Source organism: Paenarthrobacter sp. CCNWLY172, assembly GCF_037402035.1.
GTDB lineage: Bacteria > Actinomycetota > Actinomycetes > Actinomycetales > Micrococcaceae > Arthrobacter.
Window position 1 is genome coordinate 52,792 of the sequence record NZ_JBBEGB010000014.1, and the last position, 17,484, is coordinate 70,275.

A 17,484-nucleotide genomic window follows, 5' to 3' on the forward strand; every position below is an offset into this window, starting at 1 on the left:
TTAGAAGCCGAGTCCCAGGCCTGCGCCTGTGCGCACCAGCACATGGCCGCGGGGGCCGCTCAAACGGAACCAGCGGCCATTGCGGAAGACCTTCTGCTCGGCGTCGCCCAGGAAGCCCAGAGCGAAAGCAGCGAAGGCCGCGCCGGCAGGAAGGTTGCCGGCGTCTGGAAGCTCACGACCCCATACTGCTGCCCTGGCGTTGTTGACCACCGCCGCACCCGCCAGAGCCGGAATGACACCGGCCACCTCGGCTATGCCGGCCTCGGCCGCCGACCTGAGGTCGGCGTCGAGTATTGATCCCTGCGCTTCCCACCCGGAGCGCGGCGCCCCAACGCCGGCCCAGGACTCGGAAACGGTCGACGGCGGAATGGGCAGCTCCACGTCGTCGGCACCCGAGCGGGCCAACCGGTCCATAACGGACGCAAGCGTCACCGTCACATCGGCATGGGCCGGCTCAGCCAGGGCCATGGTCCGCAGGCCGAGGATGGTGGGAGTGGACTCCCCCAGGATGCGCGGCCGCAGGACGCACACGTATGCGGCCAGGACACTGCCCGCGGCCTGGAGGCGGATGGCGCCGTCGTCGATGCTCTTTGCCCGCGTCACAAAGGTTTTCAAGTCAGCGAGGTCATGGGGATCGGCGAAGCGGAAGGACTGGGTCAAGACGTCTGTCACATCATCGACTCTACCGGCATGTCCCCGGTTGAGAGGGGTCGGGGCGGCGTCTAAAGTCGAACCATGACTGAGACGAATGCTGGCCTTGAAGTGGAAGCACCCGCAGAAGACCCCATGGATGTGCTGATCGGCCTGCTGGACCTTGGTGACTTTGACGGAGCCCGGACCAACGAGGACATCTTCCTGGGCCCATCGCAGAAACAGCCGAGGCACAGGGTCTTTGGAGGCCAGGTTTTGGCGCAGTCGATGATGGCAGGCATGCGAACAGTGGAACCGGACAGGGTGGCACACTCCATGCACGGCTACTTCCTGCGGCCGGGGGACGCCAACAAGCCCATCACTTTCGGTGTTGAGAGGTTGCGGGACGGGCGTTCGTTCTCCGCCCGGCGCGTTCACGCGTACCAGGACGGCGTGCCGATTCTCTCGATGATCGCGTCCTTCCAGGTGGAGGACACCGGCCTGGACCACCAGGCAACCATGCCCGAAGGCATCCCCGACCCGGAATCCCTGCCCAGCACTGCGGAGCTGTTGTCGCAGTACGACCACCCGATGGCGCGGCACATGTCATCGGAACGTCCGTTCGACGTCCGCCACATTGACCCGGCACTCTATGTTTCCCCGCCCACCCAGCACGTGGCAAGCAACGCCGTGTGGATGAAAACCATGGGACCGTTGCCCGATGATCCCAACCTGCACCGCGCGGCCTTGGCCTATGCCAGCGACTACACGCTGCTCGAGCCTATTCTTCGCGCACATGGCCTCGCATGGATGACGCCGGGAATGAGCGTCGCCAGCCTCGACCACGCCATGTGGTGGCACCGCCCGGTACGGGTGGACGAGTGGATGCTCTACGTCCAGGAGTCCCCCAGCGCCCAAGGCGCGCGCGGACTCGCCACGGGCCGCATCTTCAACCGTGACGGACTGCATGTTGCCACCGTGGCCCAAGAGGGTATGGTGCGGATCCCGTAGGCTTTCGAGGCGCCGTGTGACGGCGGGAAGTTAAAGCAGAAAGGCCGGTCCCTTGCGGGACCGGCCTTTCTGTGTGTACCTGGAATTCCTAGTCGCGGGTCAGGCGGCGGTGCGTGACGCGGTGCGGCTTGGCGGCATCGGGGCCAAGGCGCTCCACCTTGTTCTCTTCGTAGGAGTCGAAGTTTCCCTCGAACCAGTACCACTTGGACGGGTTCTCGTCGTCGCCTTCGTAGGCGAGAATGTGGGTCGCTACCCGGTCGAGGAACCAGCGATCGTGCGAAACAACCACTGCGCAACCAGGGAATTCGAGAAGAGCGTTTTCAAGGCTGCTCAGGGTTTCGACGTCGAGGTCGTTGGTAGGTTCGTCAAGCAGCAACAAGTTGCCACCTTGCTTGAGCGTCAAGGCAAGGTTGAGGCGGTTGCGCTCACCACCGGAGAGGACACCGGCCTTCTTCTGCTGGTCCGGGCCCTTGAAGCCGAACGCCGACACGTAGGCACGCGAAGGCATTTCGACCTGACCGACCTGGAGGAAGTCGTGGCCTTCCGAGACAACTTCCCAGAGGGATTTGTTCGGATCGATGCCGCCACGGGACTGGTCCACGTAGGAGATCTTCACGGACTCGCCGATCTTGAGCTCACCATCGTCCAAAGGCTCCATGCCGACGATCGTCTTGAACAGCGTGGACTTACCCACGCCGTTGGGTCCGATGACGCCAACGATGCCATTGCGGGGCAGCGAGAAGGAGAGGCCATCGATCAGGACGCGGTCGTCGAAGCCCTTCTTCAGGTTCTTGGCCTCGATGACCAGGGAACCCAGGCGCGGTCCCGGCGGGATCTGGATTTCTTCGAAGTCCAGCTTGCGCGTGCGGTCGGCCTCTGCAGCCATTTCTTCGTAGCGGGCAAGACGGGCCTTGGACTTGGTCTGGCGGCCCTTGGCGTTGGAGCGCACCCACTCAAGTTCTTCGGTAAGGCGCTTGGACAGCTTGGCGTCCTTTTTGCCCTGAACCTCCAAACGGGCCTTCTTCTTCTCCAGGTAGGTGGAGTAGTTGCCTTCGTATGGGTAGAGGTGGCCGCGGTCAACTTCTGCGATCCACTCTGCCACATGATCCAGGAAGTAACGGTCGTGGGTCACGGCAAGGACAGCACCGGGATACTGGGAGAGGTGCTGTTCGAGCCACAGCACGCTCTCGGCGTCCAAGTGGTTGGTGGGCTCATCGAGGAGCAGCAGGTCAGGCTTCTGGAGGAGCAGCTTGCACAGGGCCACGCGGCGGCGCTCACCACCGGAGAGGACAGTGACGTCGGAATCGGCCGGCGGGCAACGCAAGGCGTCCATAGCCTGTTCCAGCTGGGAATCGATATCCCAGGCATCGGCAGCGTCAATGGCTTCCTGCAACTTGCCCATTTCATCCAGGAGCGTCTCGTAATCAGCGTCCGGGTTGGCCATTTCTTCGGAGATCTCGTTGAAACGCTGGATCTTGCCGTAGATCTCGCCTACACCTTCCTGGACATTGCCCAGGACAGTCTTTTCCTCGTTCAGCGGCGGTTCCTGCAGGAGGATGCCCACGGTGTAGCCGGGGCTCAGGCGGGCCTCGCCGTTCGAAGGGGTGTCCAGTCCGGCCATGATCTTCAGGATGGTGGACTTACCAGCACCGTTCGGTCCCACGACGCCGATCTTCGCGCCAGGGTAGAACGACATGCTGACATCGTCCAGAATAAGTTTGTCGCCAACGGCTTTGCGAGCCTTGGTCATCGTGTAAATGAATTCCGCCATGCCCTTAAATCTAATGGCTCGGCCTGCTTAACTCACATTCGCGCCCCGAAGAGCCGCTAGCGGGCGTCTCCCACGAAGCATTTACCGGTAGCCAGCACGGGCAGTACGGTCACCAGGACACCACCGTCTCGGATTTGCCCCACGACGCAGCTCCCTCCGGTCAAAGCGGCTGCCTCCAGGGCATCGACGTCAAGGCCCGTGGGCGTACGGCTGACAGAGACTTCCACGTTGGCCTTCGGAATCCCGGCCGACACCAAGGCCGATCGGAGTGCTTCCTGGTCCGGCTTGGGGTTGCCGGCCACGAGGTTTTTCAACGTGGTTTCGACGGTTGCCGAGGTGGCGGCCACGGCAGGATCCACCGGAGCTGTGGCTTGGGCAGAGGTGGAGGGGGCCGGGACGGTCCCTGGTTGCGCCGTGGACCCCGTGCTTGAAGTGCAACCAGTCAGCGCAATTGTTACCGCTACCGACAGCGACAATGCTGCACCGCGGATTTTCGCTGCCCCCGTTGACTTGCCACCCGGCGTCGTTCCCCTGCTCATCACTTAGACATTGTGCCATTCACACGGGGGGCTCACCGGCAGGGTTCGGCTGAAGGGATTTTGGTAACCCGGCTGAGGAATGGCGCAAACCACCATGAGCGGAAGGCCCGTGATGCCGTTGCATCGAAGTTCTTGAAGCGAGGCGATAAAGGAACATCCCCCTTGGAAGCTTGTCCAAGGGGGATGCGGTGGTGCCCCAGGAGGGAATCGAACCCCCGACCGGCGGATTAGAAGGCCGCTGCTCTATCCCCTGAGCTACTGGGGCGCACTGACGCCGTCACCACCATGGGCGGCTGGCGCCACAAAGAGTTTACAGTGCCATCGGCGGGTAGCCCGCCATCTCATCACCAGCGGCCTCCATTCCTCCACAAGGGCCCGTTCGCCAGGGTTATGCACATAGGCCCCCGCGGCACTGCCTTCGACGGCTTCACTGGATGAAGCTGAAAGAGCCGGACAGGCACTCCCTACATCCAGAAGGACCACCAATGAATGACATCATCACCGTCCGGGGCTTCGTGGCCTCGGAGGTTAAGAGTTCAACAACCACACGGGGAACGGCTACAGCATCGTTCCGCCTGGGAACCACAGAGCGCCGCTATGACCGGGCGAGCAACACGTGGGTTGACGGCAACACCAATTGGTATACGGTGCAATCTTTCCGATACCTTGCCGGACACGTTGGGTGCAGCGTCAAAAAGGGGCAGCGTGTGCTGGTCATGGGAAAGCTCCGGTTGAGGCAATGGGAACATGAAGGCCGCGTCTACCATGTAGCGGAAATCGACGCCGAATCCGTGGGACACGACCTCATGTGGGGCTCCGCCAACTTCACCCGCATGAACGGCACCTCTGCTCCAGCGGACTCCGCCGCTGCAGACACTGTGCCCTCGGACGGGGCTCTGTCCAGCCCCGCCCCGGGTGGCCCCGGGAGCAGCGGCGAGTGGGACACTGAGGATGCCGAACAAGCTCCTCCGGAGGACGAGTCAGTAGCAGCCGGGATGGATGATCCCGATGGAACCGGGCCATTGATGGTGAACACCTCGACAGGAGAGCTGGTGGGTGCTGGCGCTTGAACCTTGAGCCTGGTGCCCGTAACCCGCCATTCCGGCCGCGACGGTGAGGCCTATTCTGGGTCCATGGCACAGCACGAGGATGCACTCAGGCTAGAGACGGCACCTGCGTCCTGGGCGGCAGTTGAGGAGCTGTTTGGGACCAAGGGCGAACCATCCCGGTGCTGGTGCCGGTGGTTCGTCCTTGCCGGCAAGGATTGGGACACCACGTCTCCGGATGATCGAAAGGAAATGCTGAAGTCAGCTTTCAGCAATGAACCGGCGCCGGGGGTCATGGCCTTCAGGAACGGTGATCCAGTGGGTTGGTGCGCTGTTGAGCCCCGGGCAACCTACGGACGGCTGAAACGGTCACCAGTCCTGAGGGCAGTACCATCGGCCACCACGGACGACACCGCGCTTTGGGCCATCAGCTGTTTCGTCGTGGCACCACGTCATCGCCGCACCGGGGTGTCGGCCGCGCTCCTGGCCGCCGCCGTAAGCCATGCGTTCACCCACGGCGCGGAAGTCGTGGAGGCCTATCCCGTCGACACAGGGCTCAGGACCAAGGCGACCTCAGCGGAGCTCTACCACGGCACTCTGTCGCTTTTCCTGGCTGCCGGATTCGGCCCGGTCTCCGAATCCGTGCCAGGCCGGCCCGTGGTGAGGCTGGCCAAGGGCCAGGCGGCGCCCTGAGGCCGTGCCTGATTCAGAGCGTGCCTGATCCAAAGCCTGCCTGATTCAAAGCGTGGCCTGTTATGCGGCAGTGCCGGAATCAAGGGAGGGTCAGGATCATCGGGCCGTCCGCCGTGATGGCAACCGTGTGCTCGCTGTGGGCTGCTCTACGTCCGTTCGCCGATCGCAGGGTCCATTCGTCCTCATCATGGTAGTAATCGTCCTTGCCTCCCAGAATCAACATGGGCTCGATGGCGATGACCAGGCCCTCCTCCAGCTTCATGCCCCGCCCCGGACGCCCGATGTTGGGAACGGGAGGTTCGGCATGCATGGTCCGGCCGATGCCATGTCCGCCGTGATCGGCCAACAGGCCGTAACCTGCGCGTTTGGCTTCACCACCTATGGCGTAGGCAAGATCCCCCATTTTGTTGCCCACGCGCGCTGCTTCTATTCCCCGCGCCAGTGCGGCATCCGTTGCATTTATGAGTTCCTGGTCCAAGGGATCGCCCTCCCCGACAATGAAGCTGATGGCGGCGTCTCCGCACCATCCCTCCAGGAAAGCACCGCAGTCAACGCTCAGCAGATCGCCGTCTTCAAGGGCATAGCCGTTAGGGATACCGTGCACCACGGCATCATTGACACTGGCGCAGATCACGCCGGGAAACGGCACGGACGCCCAGCGGGGATGATAGTCGAGGAAGGCGGGCCTGGCGCCGGCGTCGGACATCACTGCCGCCGCGACGTCGTCAAGCTCCTTCAGGGAAACTCCCACGGCAGCGTGCTTCTTGACGGCCTTCAAAGCATTGGCCACCACCCTGCCGGCCTCACGCATCAACGTAATCTGCTCGGGAGTTTTCAGCATTGACATCAAAGGTCCTCCGTTGCTGGGCGTGCCCTCAGGGGCTGGTTGTGCGGCCAACTGCGGCCACGTTGCCCACTCTACGACTCCCCGGCTATGCCTGGGAGGGTCTCCGGGCAATGGCAGGAGACCCTCCGCCATATATCGGTCCTACAGTGGACGCATGACCAAGGAACTGGTGGACTCGATCCGCTCCTCACTCCGCTCGTCCGGGGACGCTGAACGGGCGCTTGGTGCCCAGAAGTACATGAAGTCGGCCATGCCCTCACTCGGGGTCAGGGTTCCCGAGGTGCGGAGCATCGTCAAAGCAGCAGCAAGAGAGTTTCCTGTCTCATCCCCTGACGAGCTGCGGGAGGCGGTTCTCCTGTTGTGGCGCGATGCCGAGGCACGCGAAGAGCGGTACGCAGCCATTGACCTGACGGGCCAGCGGATGGTGAAGGAAGACCTGGACATGCTGCCCGTGTACGAGGAAATTATCCGGACAGGAGCCTGGTGGGACCTGGTGGATGGAGTTTCGCCCCGGATATGCGCACTGATGCTTGCGCATAAGCCGACGATGACCCCCTTGCTGCTTCGCTGGGCCGAGGACAACGACCTGTGGATCCGCCGGGCTGCAATTACTGCCCAGCTGGGGGCGAAGTCCATGACCGATTACGGCTTGCTGGCTGCAGTCATCGAACCCAATTTGCACAGCAGGGAGTTTTTCATCCGCAAGGCCATCGGCTGGGCGCTGCGCGAATACAGCAAATCAGATCCCGAATGGGTCCGGAATTTTGCCGCAGATAACGCGTCATCGCTGAGTCCCTTGTCCCTTCGTGAGGGGACACGGCTTTTGTCGTCGAGCTGATGCGGCTCAGATGATCGGACGGAGGCCTGGCTCGTCGTGTTTCCGGAACAGGCTCTTGGTTTTAGGGTCCACAAAGATCAGGTACACGGCGAAGAGCAAGGCAATGATGGCCGCTGCATTCCGCGCCAACGTCAAAGCCAGGCCCAGGTCTTCGCTCTGGAGGTACGGGAAGACGTCCAGCTGGTCCGAGATCGCGTAGACCATGAAGAAGGAGACCACGAAATAGACGGCCTTGACCTGCCAGTCATTGCGGATACCGGTCACGGCAAAGAGCGGAATCAGCCAGACCACGTACCAGGACTGGATCATCGGAGCCAGAATGACGATAGCTGCAAACGCCAGAGTGAGACGGCGCATCAGGCGGTCGTAGTCACCGCGGAAGACCTGCCAGGCGATGGCGCCCACCATGAGCACCTTGCCGGCGTCGTAAACCCACTTGGCCATGCCCCAGCCATCCAGTCCAAAGACATTGAAGATGGACGCCACGACCAAGCCGATCAGGCCGATGGGGGCGTACCAGATCCAAACACTGCCCGGAGCTGACAGGCCATTGATCCAGCCAAATCCGAAGCCATTAACCATGCTCATGGCATACAGCAATCCGAAGCTCAGCCCGGCGGTCAAGAACCAGAAGGCGAACTTCCGTGGCCAGGAAGCCCCCTTGCCGGCCCACAAGAGCCCAATAAAGGGAAGGAACACCACCGTAATGGGCTTAACGGAGATGGAGAGGGTGACCAGCACCAAGCCCAGGATCACGCGACGTGTTGCGCAGTAGTAGAGTCCCGCAAGGGCCAGCCCGATCATCAGGGCGTCGTTGTGGACACTGGCAATGAAGTTGGTGAGGAAGAGCGGATTTGCGGCTGTCAGCCACAGTGCCCGGTGCGGATTCACTCCGTGAAGTTCCGCCAGCTTGGGTACGTAGATGATGCAGAGGACGATTCCCACAAGGGCAACCAGCCGGAACAACATGATGCTTGCTTCAGGTTGGACATTGGTCACCCAGACGACGAACTGCTCGATCCACAGGAACAATTGCCCGTACGGCACCGGCGCTTCGGTCCACATCTTGTCCGCACCCAATTGGAAGTAATTGGGCAGCGCGGAAATCCCATTCTCGTAGGGATTGATGCCTTCGACCATCAGACGGCCCTGACCGATGTACGCGTAAACGTCCCTGCTGAAGAGGGGAACGGTGAACATCATGGGCAATCCCCACGCAGCCACGGCCTGAAGCGTTGCCTTCCGCGCCTCCAGCCCCCAGACCCGGACGCGTTGACCCAAGCGCAGCCAGGCCCGGACCAGCAGCATTCCACCGACGGCCAGCAGGACAATCGACAGGGCGACTCCAACACCTTCGGTGCGCATCCAGATGAAGAGTGGCAACCTCCGAAGTTCGGAGACCGGAGCCAGCCAGCCCACGCCCAGGGACCCGAAGACCATGAACATGGAGCCGATGAAACCGGCAATCAGCGGCGAACGGGCATTATCAACCTCGCTGGCCGCAGCATCTGCCGTCGGCGCTGCTGTCCCTGCCTTCTGGGCGGCGGGTACTGGCACCGTCATGTGGTCGTCATCCAATCGTTCGCCCGGTACATTCGGGAGAAATTCTGCGTCTTTGGGACTTTCCACGGCAGGAAGAAAAAGACACTGCCGCGCTCAAAAATCGTACCATCAGAGCACTTCGAAGCGGCTGAAGGATAGGCTGGGCGCGTGCCTATTACTAATGAACGCATCGTCTGGATCGACTGCGAAATGACCGGCCTGGACCTGAATAACGACGCCCTGATCGAGGTTGCGGCGCTGGTGACGGATTCCGAGCTCAACATCCTCGGCGACGGCGTCGACGTCGTCATCAAGCCGGACGATGCTGCCCTGGAACAAATGAATGATTTTGTGCGGGACATGCATACCCGGTCAAAGCTCCTCGACGAACTCCCCCATGGGAAGACCATGGCCGAGGCCGAAGCCGAGGTACTTGAATACATCGAGAAGTGGGTTCCGGACCCCCGTAAAGCGCCTTTGGGCGGCAACTCCGTGGGAACAGACCGCATGTTCCTGGCCAGGGACATGCCAAACATCGTGGAGCACCTCCACTACCGCGTGATCGATGTCAGCACCATCAAGGAACTCTCGCGGCGTTGGTTCCCGCGCGCCTACTTCCAGTCGCCTGCCAAGCACGGCGGGCACCGCGCCCTCGGCGACATCAAGGACTCCATCGACGAACTTCGCTACTACCGCCAGGCCGTCTTCGTGCCCGCGCCCGGACCGGACACGGCCACGGCACAGCGCATCTCCAGGGACGTCATGGCCACTGCGGAGACCTTGGGCTCCACAGAAACTGTGTGATCTGCACCATTTTTCAAGGTTTTTTCGCCAAAACCGGCAAAAGTGGACTTTGCACCCCTAAACAGCAGGTAAGCTATTTGTCGTTGCCTTGAAGGAAAGCCGGTCAAACGGTTCAGCCCCAAAAGGCACATGGTGGGCTTAGCTCAGTTGGCAGAGCGCCTGGTTGTGGTCCAGGAGGTCGCGGGTTCAACCCCCGTAGCTCACCCCACCGAGATTGGCTGCAGAGCCGGTTTCCACAAAGGCCGCACCGGTTATCCGGTGCGGCCTTTGCTTTTTAACCCTGAAGCGGACCTGCGCCGCTACGGACTCCAGCGATCAACAAAGGAAGAACTGACATGACCGTCCTGCCAGTCACCATTTGGGGCGAACCTGTTTTGCATCGCCGGGCCAGCGAAGTGGAGGTCTTCGACGACCAACTCCGCGTGCTGATCGCGGATATGTTCGAGACCAACGACGCCGCCAACGGGGTAGGGCTCGCAGCCCCTCAGATCGGTGTGGGCAAGCGCCTTTTCGTCTACAAGTACGCCAACGACGACGACGTTCCGGAACAGGGCGTGGTGGTCAACCCGGTACTCACCCTCTCCAAAGTCTCGGGAGCTCTCCCGGACCCTGACGAGCATGTTGAGGGTTGCTTGTCCTTCCCGGGAGAGTACTACCCGTTGCAGCGTGCTGAATGGACGCGCGTCCAGGGCTTCGACGGTGACGGCAACCCTGTGGACTTTGAAGCGACCGGCTGGTTTGCCCGGATTCTGCAGCACGAGTTCGACCACCTGGACGGCAAGCTGTACGTTAACCGGCTGGTGGACAGGTACGCAAAGAAGGCCCTCAAGCAAGCGAAGAAGCACGGCTGGGGCGTGCCCGGCCTGACGTGGATGCCCGGCGTCGATCCCGATCCTTTTGGACACTGAGCCATGACCCCGACCCCGCACACTGGACTCTTCGAATTCCTGGACATCAGCGGCGACGACGCGGAGGAGTGCACCGCCCTTCTCGCAACTCCGCCCGGCGAAGCGGTGCTGCGCGCCATGGCTGCCATGGACGAGCGGCTGGGTTCCTTTCCACTGGACAGCATTCAGGAAGACAACCCCGACGAATCGGTCTGGATCGAAGCACTGCTCCGCTTCTCCCCCACCGTCCACGCTTATCACCTGAAGCTCGGTATCAGTCCCGAAGTCTCTGCGGCATCGCTGGCTGACATGGGACTGCAGCTCAGGATCAACCGGCGGGTCCATGGCCGGTTCGGCCTCGATACCTGGGGCTGGATGACCTTGCACATGGCAGGGAACCTGTTCAGGCTGGGCCGCCTGCAGTTCCATCTGGTCCGCAGCCCGGAGGAAACCGCTCAAGCCGGTACCCCCGCGGCTGACGGTCACTGGGTACTCGGCGTCCACATTCCAGAAGATGGCGGGCTGTCCCCCGCCTCGGTGGATGCCAGCTTGTCCGAGGCCCGCCTGTTCTTCCCCCGATACTTCCCTGATAAGCCAGCAGCCGTTGCCACGTGCGATTCGTGGATGCTGGACCCCTATCTTGCGGACCACCTGCCTGAGAGCAACATTGCCTCGTTTGCCCGGCGCTTCACGCTGGACCGTTGTTCTGAAGCCCCTACCGACGCCGTGTATTTCACCTTCCGGCAGCGCGGGCTCCAGGACCTGGACAAGCTTCCCCGGGAGACGTCACTTCAGCGGGTGGTCTTGGAGAGAATCGACGACGGCGGCACCTGGCAGTTGGGGCACGGTCACCTCGAGCTGTAGATGGTCTGTTGCTCCGGACAGGAGGAGAGTACGCCCTTCATGGCGTCCTTTTCCGCCTGTGTTACCCAGAGCTTGTACGCGGCCTTCACGGAAATTTGCCGGGCGACGTAGTGGCAGCGGAAGTTCTTGTTGGCCGGCAGCCACGTCGCAGCGTCACCCGCCCCTTTTTTGACGTTCGCAGGACCGTCGGCCGCAATCAGGTTCAAAGGATCGTTGGCGAAAGTCTGCCGCTGCTGAACGGTCAGGTGTTGTGCCCCTTTTTGCCATGCGTCCGCCAAGGCAACCACATGGTCGATTTGGACGGCCGCACTTGTTTCCTGCCCCCGCCTGAAAACCACCTGTGCCCCGGTGTAGGGTTCGTTGAAACTGCCACCGGCCACCTTGCAGGAAGATCCTTCTGTGAACTCGACAGCGGAAAGGTCACGCCGGAGGATGTCGTTCCTGGTGTCGCACCCGTTACGGTCGGCATCGGCCCAGGCCTGTCCGAAGGCCGCCCGGTCATAGTCTGATTTGGGGGCCCTGCCCTTGACCGGCAGCCGGTCCAAGGCATCGGCGGCCTTCTCGGCAGTCACCGGGGCGGCGCCGCGCACGGGTTTCATCCAGAGGGGGTTGTAAACGGGCGCTTCGTTGGGTCCTGCTACCCACGGATCTGCTGCGGAGAATTGGCCCGCGGTGAAAAACCAGGAAAGCGCCGCCACGATGGTTGCGGCAGCCAAGGCGAGAATCGTCCATGCTTGCCGGGATCTGCGGCGGGCGCGTTTGTAGGCAGACCAGGTGATACTCAAGGGACTCCGTCCAGTGGGGGCAGGCATGTCCTACGAGCGTAGGACAAGGCCCCGACAGAAAGAGCCGGTATCCACAGTGTGTAGGAGAAGTCACACCGTGGGGGCGGATCTCCGGGTTTATTGCTCGCGCAGCACGCGTTGGAGGTCCTCGGTTGCCAGCGCGAGGAGTGCCCGCAGTTGCTCCACCCGTTGGTCCGGGACGTCGCCGGAGGCGTTGGCCGCAACAGCCTGATCCAGGAGTTTTTGGGCTTGTTTGTGATTGGCTCGGGCTACGTCCAGTGCGTGTTCCAGTGCTGTTTCGTGCTCCAAAGTTGATTCATTTTCCATGAACCCATTTTGGTCAGGTTTCCCGGCTGATACCAGTGATTCAGCCGGGAAACCCGCGAATACTTACGGCTACTAGGCGCCGGCCGTTTCCAGAACGGCGATGGGAGCCACGACGTCGCGGGCAGGGAACGACGGCGGGTTGACGCCGGCCATTTCCTCCATGACACGGACAACCTGGCATGAGTAACCGAACTCGTTGTCGTACCAAACGTAAAGTACGAGGTTCTTGTCATTGGAGATCGTTGCCAGGCCGTCGACGATGCCTGCACGGCGCGAGCCGACGAAGTCCGTTGAGACAACATCGGGAGAATCGATGTAGTCGATCTGCTTCCGAAGATCGGAGTGCAAGGACATTTCGCGAAGGAAGTCGTTGACTTCGTCCCGGGTGGTGCCCTTTTCCAGGTTCAGGTTGAGGATGGCCATGGAAACATCCGGCGTGGGAACGCGGATGGCATTGCCGGTCAACTTGCCCTGAAGTTCCGGCAGAGCCTTGGCCACGGCCTTGGCGGCACCGGTTTCGGTGATGACCATGTTCAGCGCAGCGGAACGTCCGCGGCGATCGCCCTTGTGGAAGTTGTCAATAAGGTTCTGGTCGTTCGTGAACGAGTGCACTGTTTCCACGTGGCCGTGGATGATGCCGAACTTGTCATTGATGGCCTTGAGCACCGGTGTAATGGCGTTGGTGGTGCAGGAAGCAGCAGTGACGATCTTGTCATCGTCCGAGATGTCCTTGTGGTTGATGCCGTGGACGATGTTCTTGAGGTCGCCCTTGCCCGGAGCTGTGAGCAGGACGCGGGCAGCACCCTTGCTTTGCAGGTGCTGGGAGAGGCCCTCAGCGTCGCGCCAGCGGCCCGTGTTGTCGACTACCAGGGCGTCCTTGATTCCGTAGGCGGTGTAGTCCACCGTGGCGGGGTTGTCCGAGTAGATGACCTGGACCTGCACGCCGTTGGCAGTGATGGTGTTGGCTTCCTCGTCAACGCGGATGGTGCCCTCGAAGGAGCCGTGCACGGAGTCGCGGCGCAGCAGGCTCGCGCGCTTCACAAGATCATTCTCGGCGCCCTTGCGCACTACGATCGCACGGAGTCGAAGGCCGTGTCCGCCGCCGGCCTTTTCGATGAGGATGCGGGCCAGGAGACGGCCGATCCGGCCGAAGCCGTAAAGCACGACGTCGGTGCTGGTCCGGTCGTCAGCGCCGCGCTTGCCCACGATCTCGGCAAGTTCAGCGCGCAAGTACTCGTCCAGGGAGGCGCCATTGCCTTCTGCCCGGAACTTTTCGGTCAGGCGCGCGATGTCAATGGCTGCTGCGCCGAGTTCCAGCTCCGACAGGGCGTTCAGCAAGGGTGCGGTCTCTTCGAGCAGGAGCTCGTGGTTGCTCATCCGGCGGGCAAATCGGTGCGCCTTGAGGATGTTCATGGTGGACTTGTTGATCAGGCTGCGGCCATGGATGCTGGTGACCACGTTGTTTTCCCGGTACAGCCGGCCGATCACCGGAATCATGGCCTCGGCGAGAGCCTCCCGGCCCATCCACTTATCAAGACAAGAATCTGACGTCTGGCTCACAGAACTACCTTCCTTGGGTCAACCACATACGTCCTCGTATGCAGATGGCAGCGGCCGCCCGGAGTAGTCCTGCGGCACATGCGCCGGCGGGCTTCGGTCCACCCACAGCGCCTTGAACGAGAGCAAAGAAAATCCGCCGGCTGCGAACGCAGTCCCGGCGGCAGAACATCTACGTTCAGTAACCATTCTAGGGCGGAAGGAGGGGGCGTAGGCCGCCCAGGGGCGTGAAATCACTCACACGGCGCGTTTACGCGAGTCATAAATGGATGGGTCGACCGATACGCCGGGTTCTGTCATCCCCTACCGTTACCGGAAAGGGAGTGGCGGCCATCCATCTACGAACGCCGTTGCCGACGCCCTCCAGCAGCCTACCCGGACACTCGGGCGAGCAGCCCTCAAACGTGTCCTGTCTGGCCTTGCTCCGGGTGGGGTTTACCTAGCCTCCCCGGTCACCCAGGGAGCTGGTGGTCTCTTACACCACCGTTTCACCCTTACCTGCTGCTCCGCGATGAAAAACATCACGCAGCGCAGGCGGTCTGTTCTCTGTGGCACTGGCCTGCGGGTTACCCCGAGTGGGCGTTACCCACCACCCTGCTCTACGGAGCCCGGACGTTCCTCGAGCCACTTTCGTGACGCGCGACCGCCTGGTCGACCCATCCGCCGTCCAGTCTACCGGCGTTGGGACCGGCCAAAGTCCGGCGGTAATATCGACGGGTGCTGATTCTGCTGCCGCCTTCCGAAGGCAAGACCCCTGCCCCCAAAGGTCCCGTCATCGAGTGGGAGTCGCTGAGCTTTCCGGAGCTGAATCCTTACCGGGCAAAAGTGCTCGAGGCTTTGGGCACAGTGAGCGCACACGAGGACGCACTTTCCCTCCTGGGCGTCGGCGCCTCGTTGCGGGACGACGTCGAACGTAATACCCGGCTCCGTACCGAACCGGCAGCCCCTGCGCACCAGGTGTATTCGGGCGTGCTTTACGACGCCCTGGGCTATAACAGCATGACGCCAATCCAGCGCCGTAAGGCCACTGAATCCATTCTGGTGGTGTCCGCCCTCTGGGGCGCCATCGGCTTTGACGACCATGTGCCTGCCTACCGGCTGTCCATGGGAACGGCACTGCCCGACGTCGGACGCCTCGCCTCGTTCTGGAAGCCGCAGCTTAACGCCGCCCTCGCCTCACGTGCCGACGGCGAACTCATGGTGGATTGCCGCTCCAGCACCTATGCCGCTGCTTGGGCTCCCCCAGCCGCGCAGACGGTCAACGTCAACGTCTTCAATGAAGCCAACGGCAAGCGCACAGTGGTGAGCCACTTCGCCAAGCACACCCGCGGAGAATTGGCGCGGCACTTGATCACCCGGCGTGGCAAGGCGCCGGCAACCCCGGATCAACTCCTGAAGGCTGCCGGCGAAGTCTGGACGGCAGAACTCGTTGAGGGCACTTCCCGCAAGCCCCACGCGCTCAACATCGTCCTGTCCAGCTGAGTTCGGGCCGGCTAGCTGAGGCCCTGTCAGTTCCAGTCTGCCGAACGGACCAAGATAACGCCTGAGTCCGGGCAGAACACGATGTCATCTTCCGCGGCGGCTTTGACTTCGGCGAGGTCTCCCGGGCTGAGCATCATGCCGGATCCCTCGGATTTGCCGTGGAACAGCCGGGCAGCGCCCACTCCCCTCTTGGCAATGGTCTTCTCGTATACGGCCAGGAGGCCGGCATCCAAAGCCTCCGCAAAAGCCGCGCGCTGGCCCCGCACCACCGTCTCTTCAGCGGCGATCTCTGCGATCGCCTCATCGAGTTCTGCCCGGATGCTGCCGAAGGATCCCTGGATGTCATCGACGATCACCTGCTGGGCAGCCTGGCGTTCGCGCAACGTATCCAAGCGTTCCAGGATCTCGAGCTCGACGTCTTCAAGGTCAGAGCGGCGCTTATTCAGTGAGGCAATGTCGCTTTGGAGCGCCACCAGATCCTTGGACAGGCCGGTGCCGCTGTTGAGCCGGGTCTCGTCACGCTCAATGCGGGTGGCCACCTGCTCCACGTCGGCTTCCGCCCGGCGAAGTTCGGCCTCGGCGTCATGGACGGCAACTTTGGCTGCCCCCAGTTCGCCGTTGGCCACGCTCAGCGCATCCGTGAGGTCCGTGATCCGGGGATCCGTCTCCAGGACTTTCCGACGGCCGGCCAGCGACTTCAGCTTGGCATCCAGTCCCTGCAGTTCAAGCAATTTCAGTTGTTCTGCCGGTGCTGCTTTCGCCACGCTTACCTCCGCTTATCGATGCCGGGCCTGGAGATCAGTTCCGGCCGGACCGGCCCCATCCTGTTGAGACCGTCCGTATCCTTCTAGACTCTAGTCCCCGCCGGGAGTGAGTATGAAGTCCCAGGGATCGCTGTTGGTGCTGCTGACACGGATCTCGACGTCGTAGCCTTGGTCTGCGAGCACGTTGCCCAGCGCTTCTGCGGCGGCAGGCAGCCACAGCCACTCGCTGGCAAAGTGTGAAACGTCGATCAAATATGGCCGGCCATTGCTTGCACCCTCACGGGCTTCGGAGGCCGGGTGGTGGCGCATGTCAGCGGTCACGTATACGTCGGCATGGCTGGCACGAACGGCGTCGAACAAGCTGTCGCCGGCGCCGCCGCAGACGGCAACCCGCCGCACCAGCCCGTCCTTGTCACCGGCCACGCGGACGCCGCCGGCCACTGCAGGCAGCATTTCAAAGACCCTCGCCGCGAAATCACCGAGCGTGATGAGTTCCGGAAGGTCACCCACGCGGCCGATGCCCTCTTCAGGCAAGCCGTTGGCAGCCGGAGTCAGCGGCTCCACGTTTTCCAGTCCAAAGGCGTCAGCCAGGACGTCCGAGACTCCCCCGACTGCGGAGTCGCCGTTGGTGTGGACGGTCAGAAGGCCCGTTCCGGCCTCGATCAACCGGTGGACCGCCAAGCCCTTGGCAGAGGTGGCGGCCACGGAGTTCACCCCTTTAAGGAGCAGTGGGTGGTGGGTGATCAGCAGTCCGGCGCCCCACTCAATGGCTTCGTCGATGACAGCCAACGTGGGGTCTACTGCGAAGAGGACCTTGGTCACGGGGACGTTGGGGCGTCCCACCACCAAGCCAACTTCGTCCCAGTCCTCGGCCAGTGACTCGGGCCAGAGTTCTTCAACAGCAAGCAACACCTGGCCAAGCGTGGGGTCTCCGCCGGCGTCAACTGTTTCGTCCTCTTCAACTGCTTGGTCATCATCGACCGAATCCGCATCAGAAATACCGGTGTTTACTGCTTCCATGCTCTTATTCTTCCCTACTTCTTCCCTTCCACGGCGGATGAGGCAGTTCCGCCACCCGCAGGCCTGCCGGGTGCCGT

The 17,484-nt window shown here is 62.2% G+C and carries 18 protein-coding genes, 2 tRNA genes and 1 other RNA gene; 9 read left to right on the forward strand and 12 right to left on the reverse strand.

The features are described from left to right. Nucleotides 1-672 (reverse strand): hypothetical protein, encoded by a 672-nt coding sequence (locus WBN73_RS18560; protein WP_337340998.1) that lies wholly within the window; start codon nucleotides 670-672, stop codon nucleotides 1-3. 63 nt (nucleotides 673-735) lie between these two features. Here WBN73_RS18560 and WBN73_RS18565 point away from each other — a divergent pair, with 63 nt between their 5' ends. Then, nucleotides 736-1,641, forward strand: a complete 906-nt coding sequence (locus tag WBN73_RS18565) for an acyl-CoA thioesterase (protein ID WP_207593753.1) — start codon at nucleotides 736-738, stop codon at nucleotides 1,639-1,641. Nucleotides 1,642-1,729: 88 nt separating this feature from the next. Here WBN73_RS18565 and ettA read toward each other — a convergent pair whose 3' ends face one another. The 3 genes from ettA to WBN73_RS18580 form a co-directional block, all read right to left on the reverse strand. Continuing rightward, complete coding sequence (gene ettA, locus WBN73_RS18570) at nucleotides 1,730-3,412, reverse strand: energy-dependent translational throttle protein EttA (RefSeq protein ID WP_207593754.1); 1,683 nt, start codon at nucleotides 3,410-3,412, stop codon at nucleotides 1,730-1,732. A 56-nt stretch (nucleotides 3,413-3,468) separates the two neighbouring features. Beyond that, nucleotides 3,469-3,951: a DUF6993 domain-containing protein gene (locus WBN73_RS18575; RefSeq protein ID WP_242703323.1), complete on the reverse strand. Its 483-nt coding sequence runs from the start codon at nucleotides 3,949-3,951 to the stop codon at nucleotides 3,469-3,471. 189 nt (nucleotides 3,952-4,140) lie between these two features. Next, nucleotides 4,141-4,216: transfer RNA gene (locus WBN73_RS18580), tRNA-Arg, on the reverse strand. 220 nt (nucleotides 4,217-4,436) lie between these two features. Between WBN73_RS18580 and WBN73_RS18585 the strand changes: the two genes are divergently transcribed. Both WBN73_RS18585 and WBN73_RS18590 read left to right on the forward strand, forming a co-directional pair. Then, nucleotides 4,437-5,021, forward strand: coding sequence for a single-stranded DNA-binding protein (locus WBN73_RS18585; protein ID WP_337340999.1), 585 nt, complete (start codon nucleotides 4,437-4,439; stop codon nucleotides 5,019-5,021). Nucleotides 5,022-5,084: 63 nt separating this feature from the next. Beyond that, nucleotides 5,085-5,690: a GNAT family N-acetyltransferase gene (locus WBN73_RS18590; RefSeq protein ID WP_207593756.1), complete on the forward strand. Its 606-nt coding sequence runs from the start codon at nucleotides 5,085-5,087 to the stop codon at nucleotides 5,688-5,690. A gap of 79 nt (nucleotides 5,691-5,769) precedes the next feature. Here the strand turns inward: WBN73_RS18590 and map are convergent, their stop codons facing one another. Beyond that, nucleotides 5,770-6,537 carry a type I methionyl aminopeptidase gene (gene map / locus WBN73_RS18595; protein ID WP_207593757.1) on the reverse strand — a complete coding sequence of 256 codons (768 nt, stop codon included), beginning with the start codon at nucleotides 6,535-6,537 and terminating at the stop codon, nucleotides 5,770-5,772. A 154-nt stretch (nucleotides 6,538-6,691) separates the two neighbouring features. Between map and WBN73_RS18600 the strand changes: the two genes are divergently transcribed. Then, nucleotides 6,692-7,375, forward strand: a complete 684-nt coding sequence (locus WBN73_RS18600) for a DNA alkylation repair protein (RefSeq protein ID WP_207593758.1) — start codon at nucleotides 6,692-6,694, stop codon at nucleotides 7,373-7,375. 6 nt (nucleotides 7,376-7,381) lie between these two features. On the opposite strand, the gene mptB is transcribed toward WBN73_RS18600, so the two are convergent. Further along, nucleotides 7,382-8,938, reverse strand: coding sequence for a polyprenol phosphomannose-dependent alpha 1,6 mannosyltransferase MptB (mptB, locus tag WBN73_RS18605; protein ID WP_207593759.1), 1,557 nt, complete (start codon nucleotides 8,936-8,938; stop codon nucleotides 7,382-7,384). A gap of 147 nt (nucleotides 8,939-9,085) precedes the next feature. Here mptB and orn point away from each other — a divergent pair, with 147 nt between their 5' ends. From orn to WBN73_RS18625, 4 genes are all read left to right on the forward strand, one after another. Then, entirely contained in the window at nucleotides 9,086-9,721 is a 636-nt protein-coding gene (gene orn / locus WBN73_RS18610; protein ID WP_207593760.1) for an oligoribonuclease, read from the forward strand. Nucleotides 9,722-9,853: 132 nt separating this feature from the next. Continuing rightward, nucleotides 9,854-9,929, forward strand: a tRNA-His gene (locus tag WBN73_RS18615). A 127-nt stretch (nucleotides 9,930-10,056) separates the two neighbouring features. Next, nucleotides 10,057-10,629 (forward strand): peptide deformylase, encoded by a 573-nt coding sequence (gene def / locus WBN73_RS18620; RefSeq protein WP_207593761.1) that lies wholly within the window; start codon nucleotides 10,057-10,059, stop codon nucleotides 10,627-10,629. A gap of 3 nt (nucleotides 10,630-10,632) precedes the next feature. Then, nucleotides 10,633-11,472 carry an acyltransferase domain-containing protein gene (locus WBN73_RS18625; protein ID WP_337341000.1) on the forward strand — a complete coding sequence of 280 codons (840 nt, stop codon included), beginning with the start codon at nucleotides 10,633-10,635 and terminating at the stop codon, nucleotides 11,470-11,472. Here WBN73_RS18625 and WBN73_RS18630 read toward each other — a convergent pair. The 4 genes from WBN73_RS18630 to rnpB all read right to left on the reverse strand — a co-directional run bounded on the left by WBN73_RS18630 (nucleotide 11,457) and on the right by rnpB (nucleotide 14,800). After that, complete coding sequence (locus tag WBN73_RS18630; RefSeq protein WP_337341013.1) at nucleotides 11,457-12,257, reverse strand: HNH endonuclease family protein; 801 nt, start codon at nucleotides 12,255-12,257, stop codon at nucleotides 11,457-11,459. The genes WBN73_RS18625 and WBN73_RS18630 overlap by 16 nt on opposite strands. A 117-nt stretch (nucleotides 12,258-12,374) precedes the next feature. Further along, nucleotides 12,375-12,584 (reverse strand): hypothetical protein, encoded by a 210-nt coding sequence (locus WBN73_RS18635; protein WP_207593764.1) that lies wholly within the window; start codon nucleotides 12,582-12,584, stop codon nucleotides 12,375-12,377. Nucleotides 12,585-12,656: 72 nt separating this feature from the next. Then, the gene (locus WBN73_RS18640) at nucleotides 12,657-14,144 is read right to left on the reverse strand and encodes a glyceraldehyde-3-phosphate dehydrogenase (protein WP_207593765.1); all 1,488 of its coding nucleotides are present in this window, start codon (nucleotides 14,142-14,144) and stop codon (nucleotides 12,657-12,659) included. Between the two features lie 263 nt (nucleotides 14,145-14,407). After that, nucleotides 14,408-14,800: RNase P RNA component class A (gene rnpB / locus WBN73_RS18645), an RNA gene on the reverse strand. A gap of 58 nt (nucleotides 14,801-14,858) precedes the next feature. Here rnpB and WBN73_RS18650 point away from each other — a divergent pair. Beyond that, nucleotides 14,859-15,623: a YaaA family protein gene (locus WBN73_RS18650; protein ID WP_337341001.1), complete on the forward strand. Its 765-nt coding sequence runs from the start codon at nucleotides 14,859-14,861 to the stop codon at nucleotides 15,621-15,623. A gap of 26 nt (nucleotides 15,624-15,649) precedes the next feature. Here WBN73_RS18650 and WBN73_RS18655 read toward each other — a convergent pair whose 3' ends face one another. Continuing rightward, nucleotides 15,650-16,387: a zinc ribbon domain-containing protein gene (locus WBN73_RS18655; RefSeq protein ID WP_337341002.1), complete on the reverse strand. Its 738-nt coding sequence runs from the start codon at nucleotides 16,385-16,387 to the stop codon at nucleotides 15,650-15,652. A 90-nt stretch (nucleotides 16,388-16,477) separates the two neighbouring features. Continuing rightward, on the reverse strand, nucleotides 16,478-17,407 hold the full coding sequence (locus WBN73_RS18660) for a Nif3-like dinuclear metal center hexameric protein (RefSeq protein ID WP_207593768.1): 930 nt from the start codon (nucleotides 17,405-17,407) through the stop codon (nucleotides 16,478-16,480). Nucleotides 17,408-17,484: the final 77 nt, after the last annotated feature.

What these genes read in the sequence shown, in the direction of transcription:
- def (WP_207593761.1), top strand. Translation starts at nt 10,057, where the DNA reads ATGACCGTCCTGCCAGTCACCATTTGGGGCGAACCTGTTTTGCATCGC.
- ettA (WP_207593754.1), bottom strand. Translation starts at nt 3,412, where the DNA reads ATGGCGGAATTCATTTACACGATGACCAAGGCTCGCAAAGCCGTTGGC.
- map (WP_207593757.1), bottom strand. Translation starts at nt 6,537, where the DNA reads ATGTCAATGCTGAAAACTCCCGAGCAGATTACGTTGATGCGTGAGGCC.
- WBN73_RS18575 (WP_242703323.1), bottom strand. Translation starts at nt 3,951, where the DNA reads ATGAGCAGGGGAACGACGCCGGGTGGCAAGTCAACGGGGGCAGCGAAA.
- WBN73_RS18600 (WP_207593758.1), top strand. Translation starts at nt 6,692, where the DNA reads ATGACCAAGGAACTGGTGGACTCGATCCGCTCCTCACTCCGCTCGTCC.
- WBN73_RS18590 (WP_207593756.1), top strand. Translation starts at nt 5,085, where the DNA reads ATGGCACAGCACGAGGATGCACTCAGGCTAGAGACGGCACCTGCGTCC.
- WBN73_RS18660 (WP_207593768.1), bottom strand. Translation starts at nt 17,407, where the DNA reads ATGGAAGCAGTAAACACCGGTATTTCTGATGCGGATTCGGTCGATGAT.
- WBN73_RS18625 (WP_337341000.1), top strand. Translation starts at nt 10,633, where the DNA reads ATGACCCCGACCCCGCACACTGGACTCTTCGAATTCCTGGACATCAGC.
- mptB (WP_207593759.1), bottom strand. Translation starts at nt 8,938, where the DNA reads ATGACGGTGCCAGTACCCGCCGCCCAGAAGGCAGGGACAGCAGCGCCG.
- WBN73_RS18565 (WP_207593753.1), top strand. Translation starts at nt 736, where the DNA reads ATGACTGAGACGAATGCTGGCCTTGAAGTGGAAGCACCCGCAGAAGAC.
- WBN73_RS18635 (WP_207593764.1), bottom strand. Translation starts at nt 12,584, where the DNA reads ATGGAAAATGAATCAACTTTGGAGCACGAAACAGCACTGGAACACGCA.
- WBN73_RS18585 (WP_337340999.1), top strand. Translation starts at nt 4,437, where the DNA reads ATGAATGACATCATCACCGTCCGGGGCTTCGTGGCCTCGGAGGTTAAG.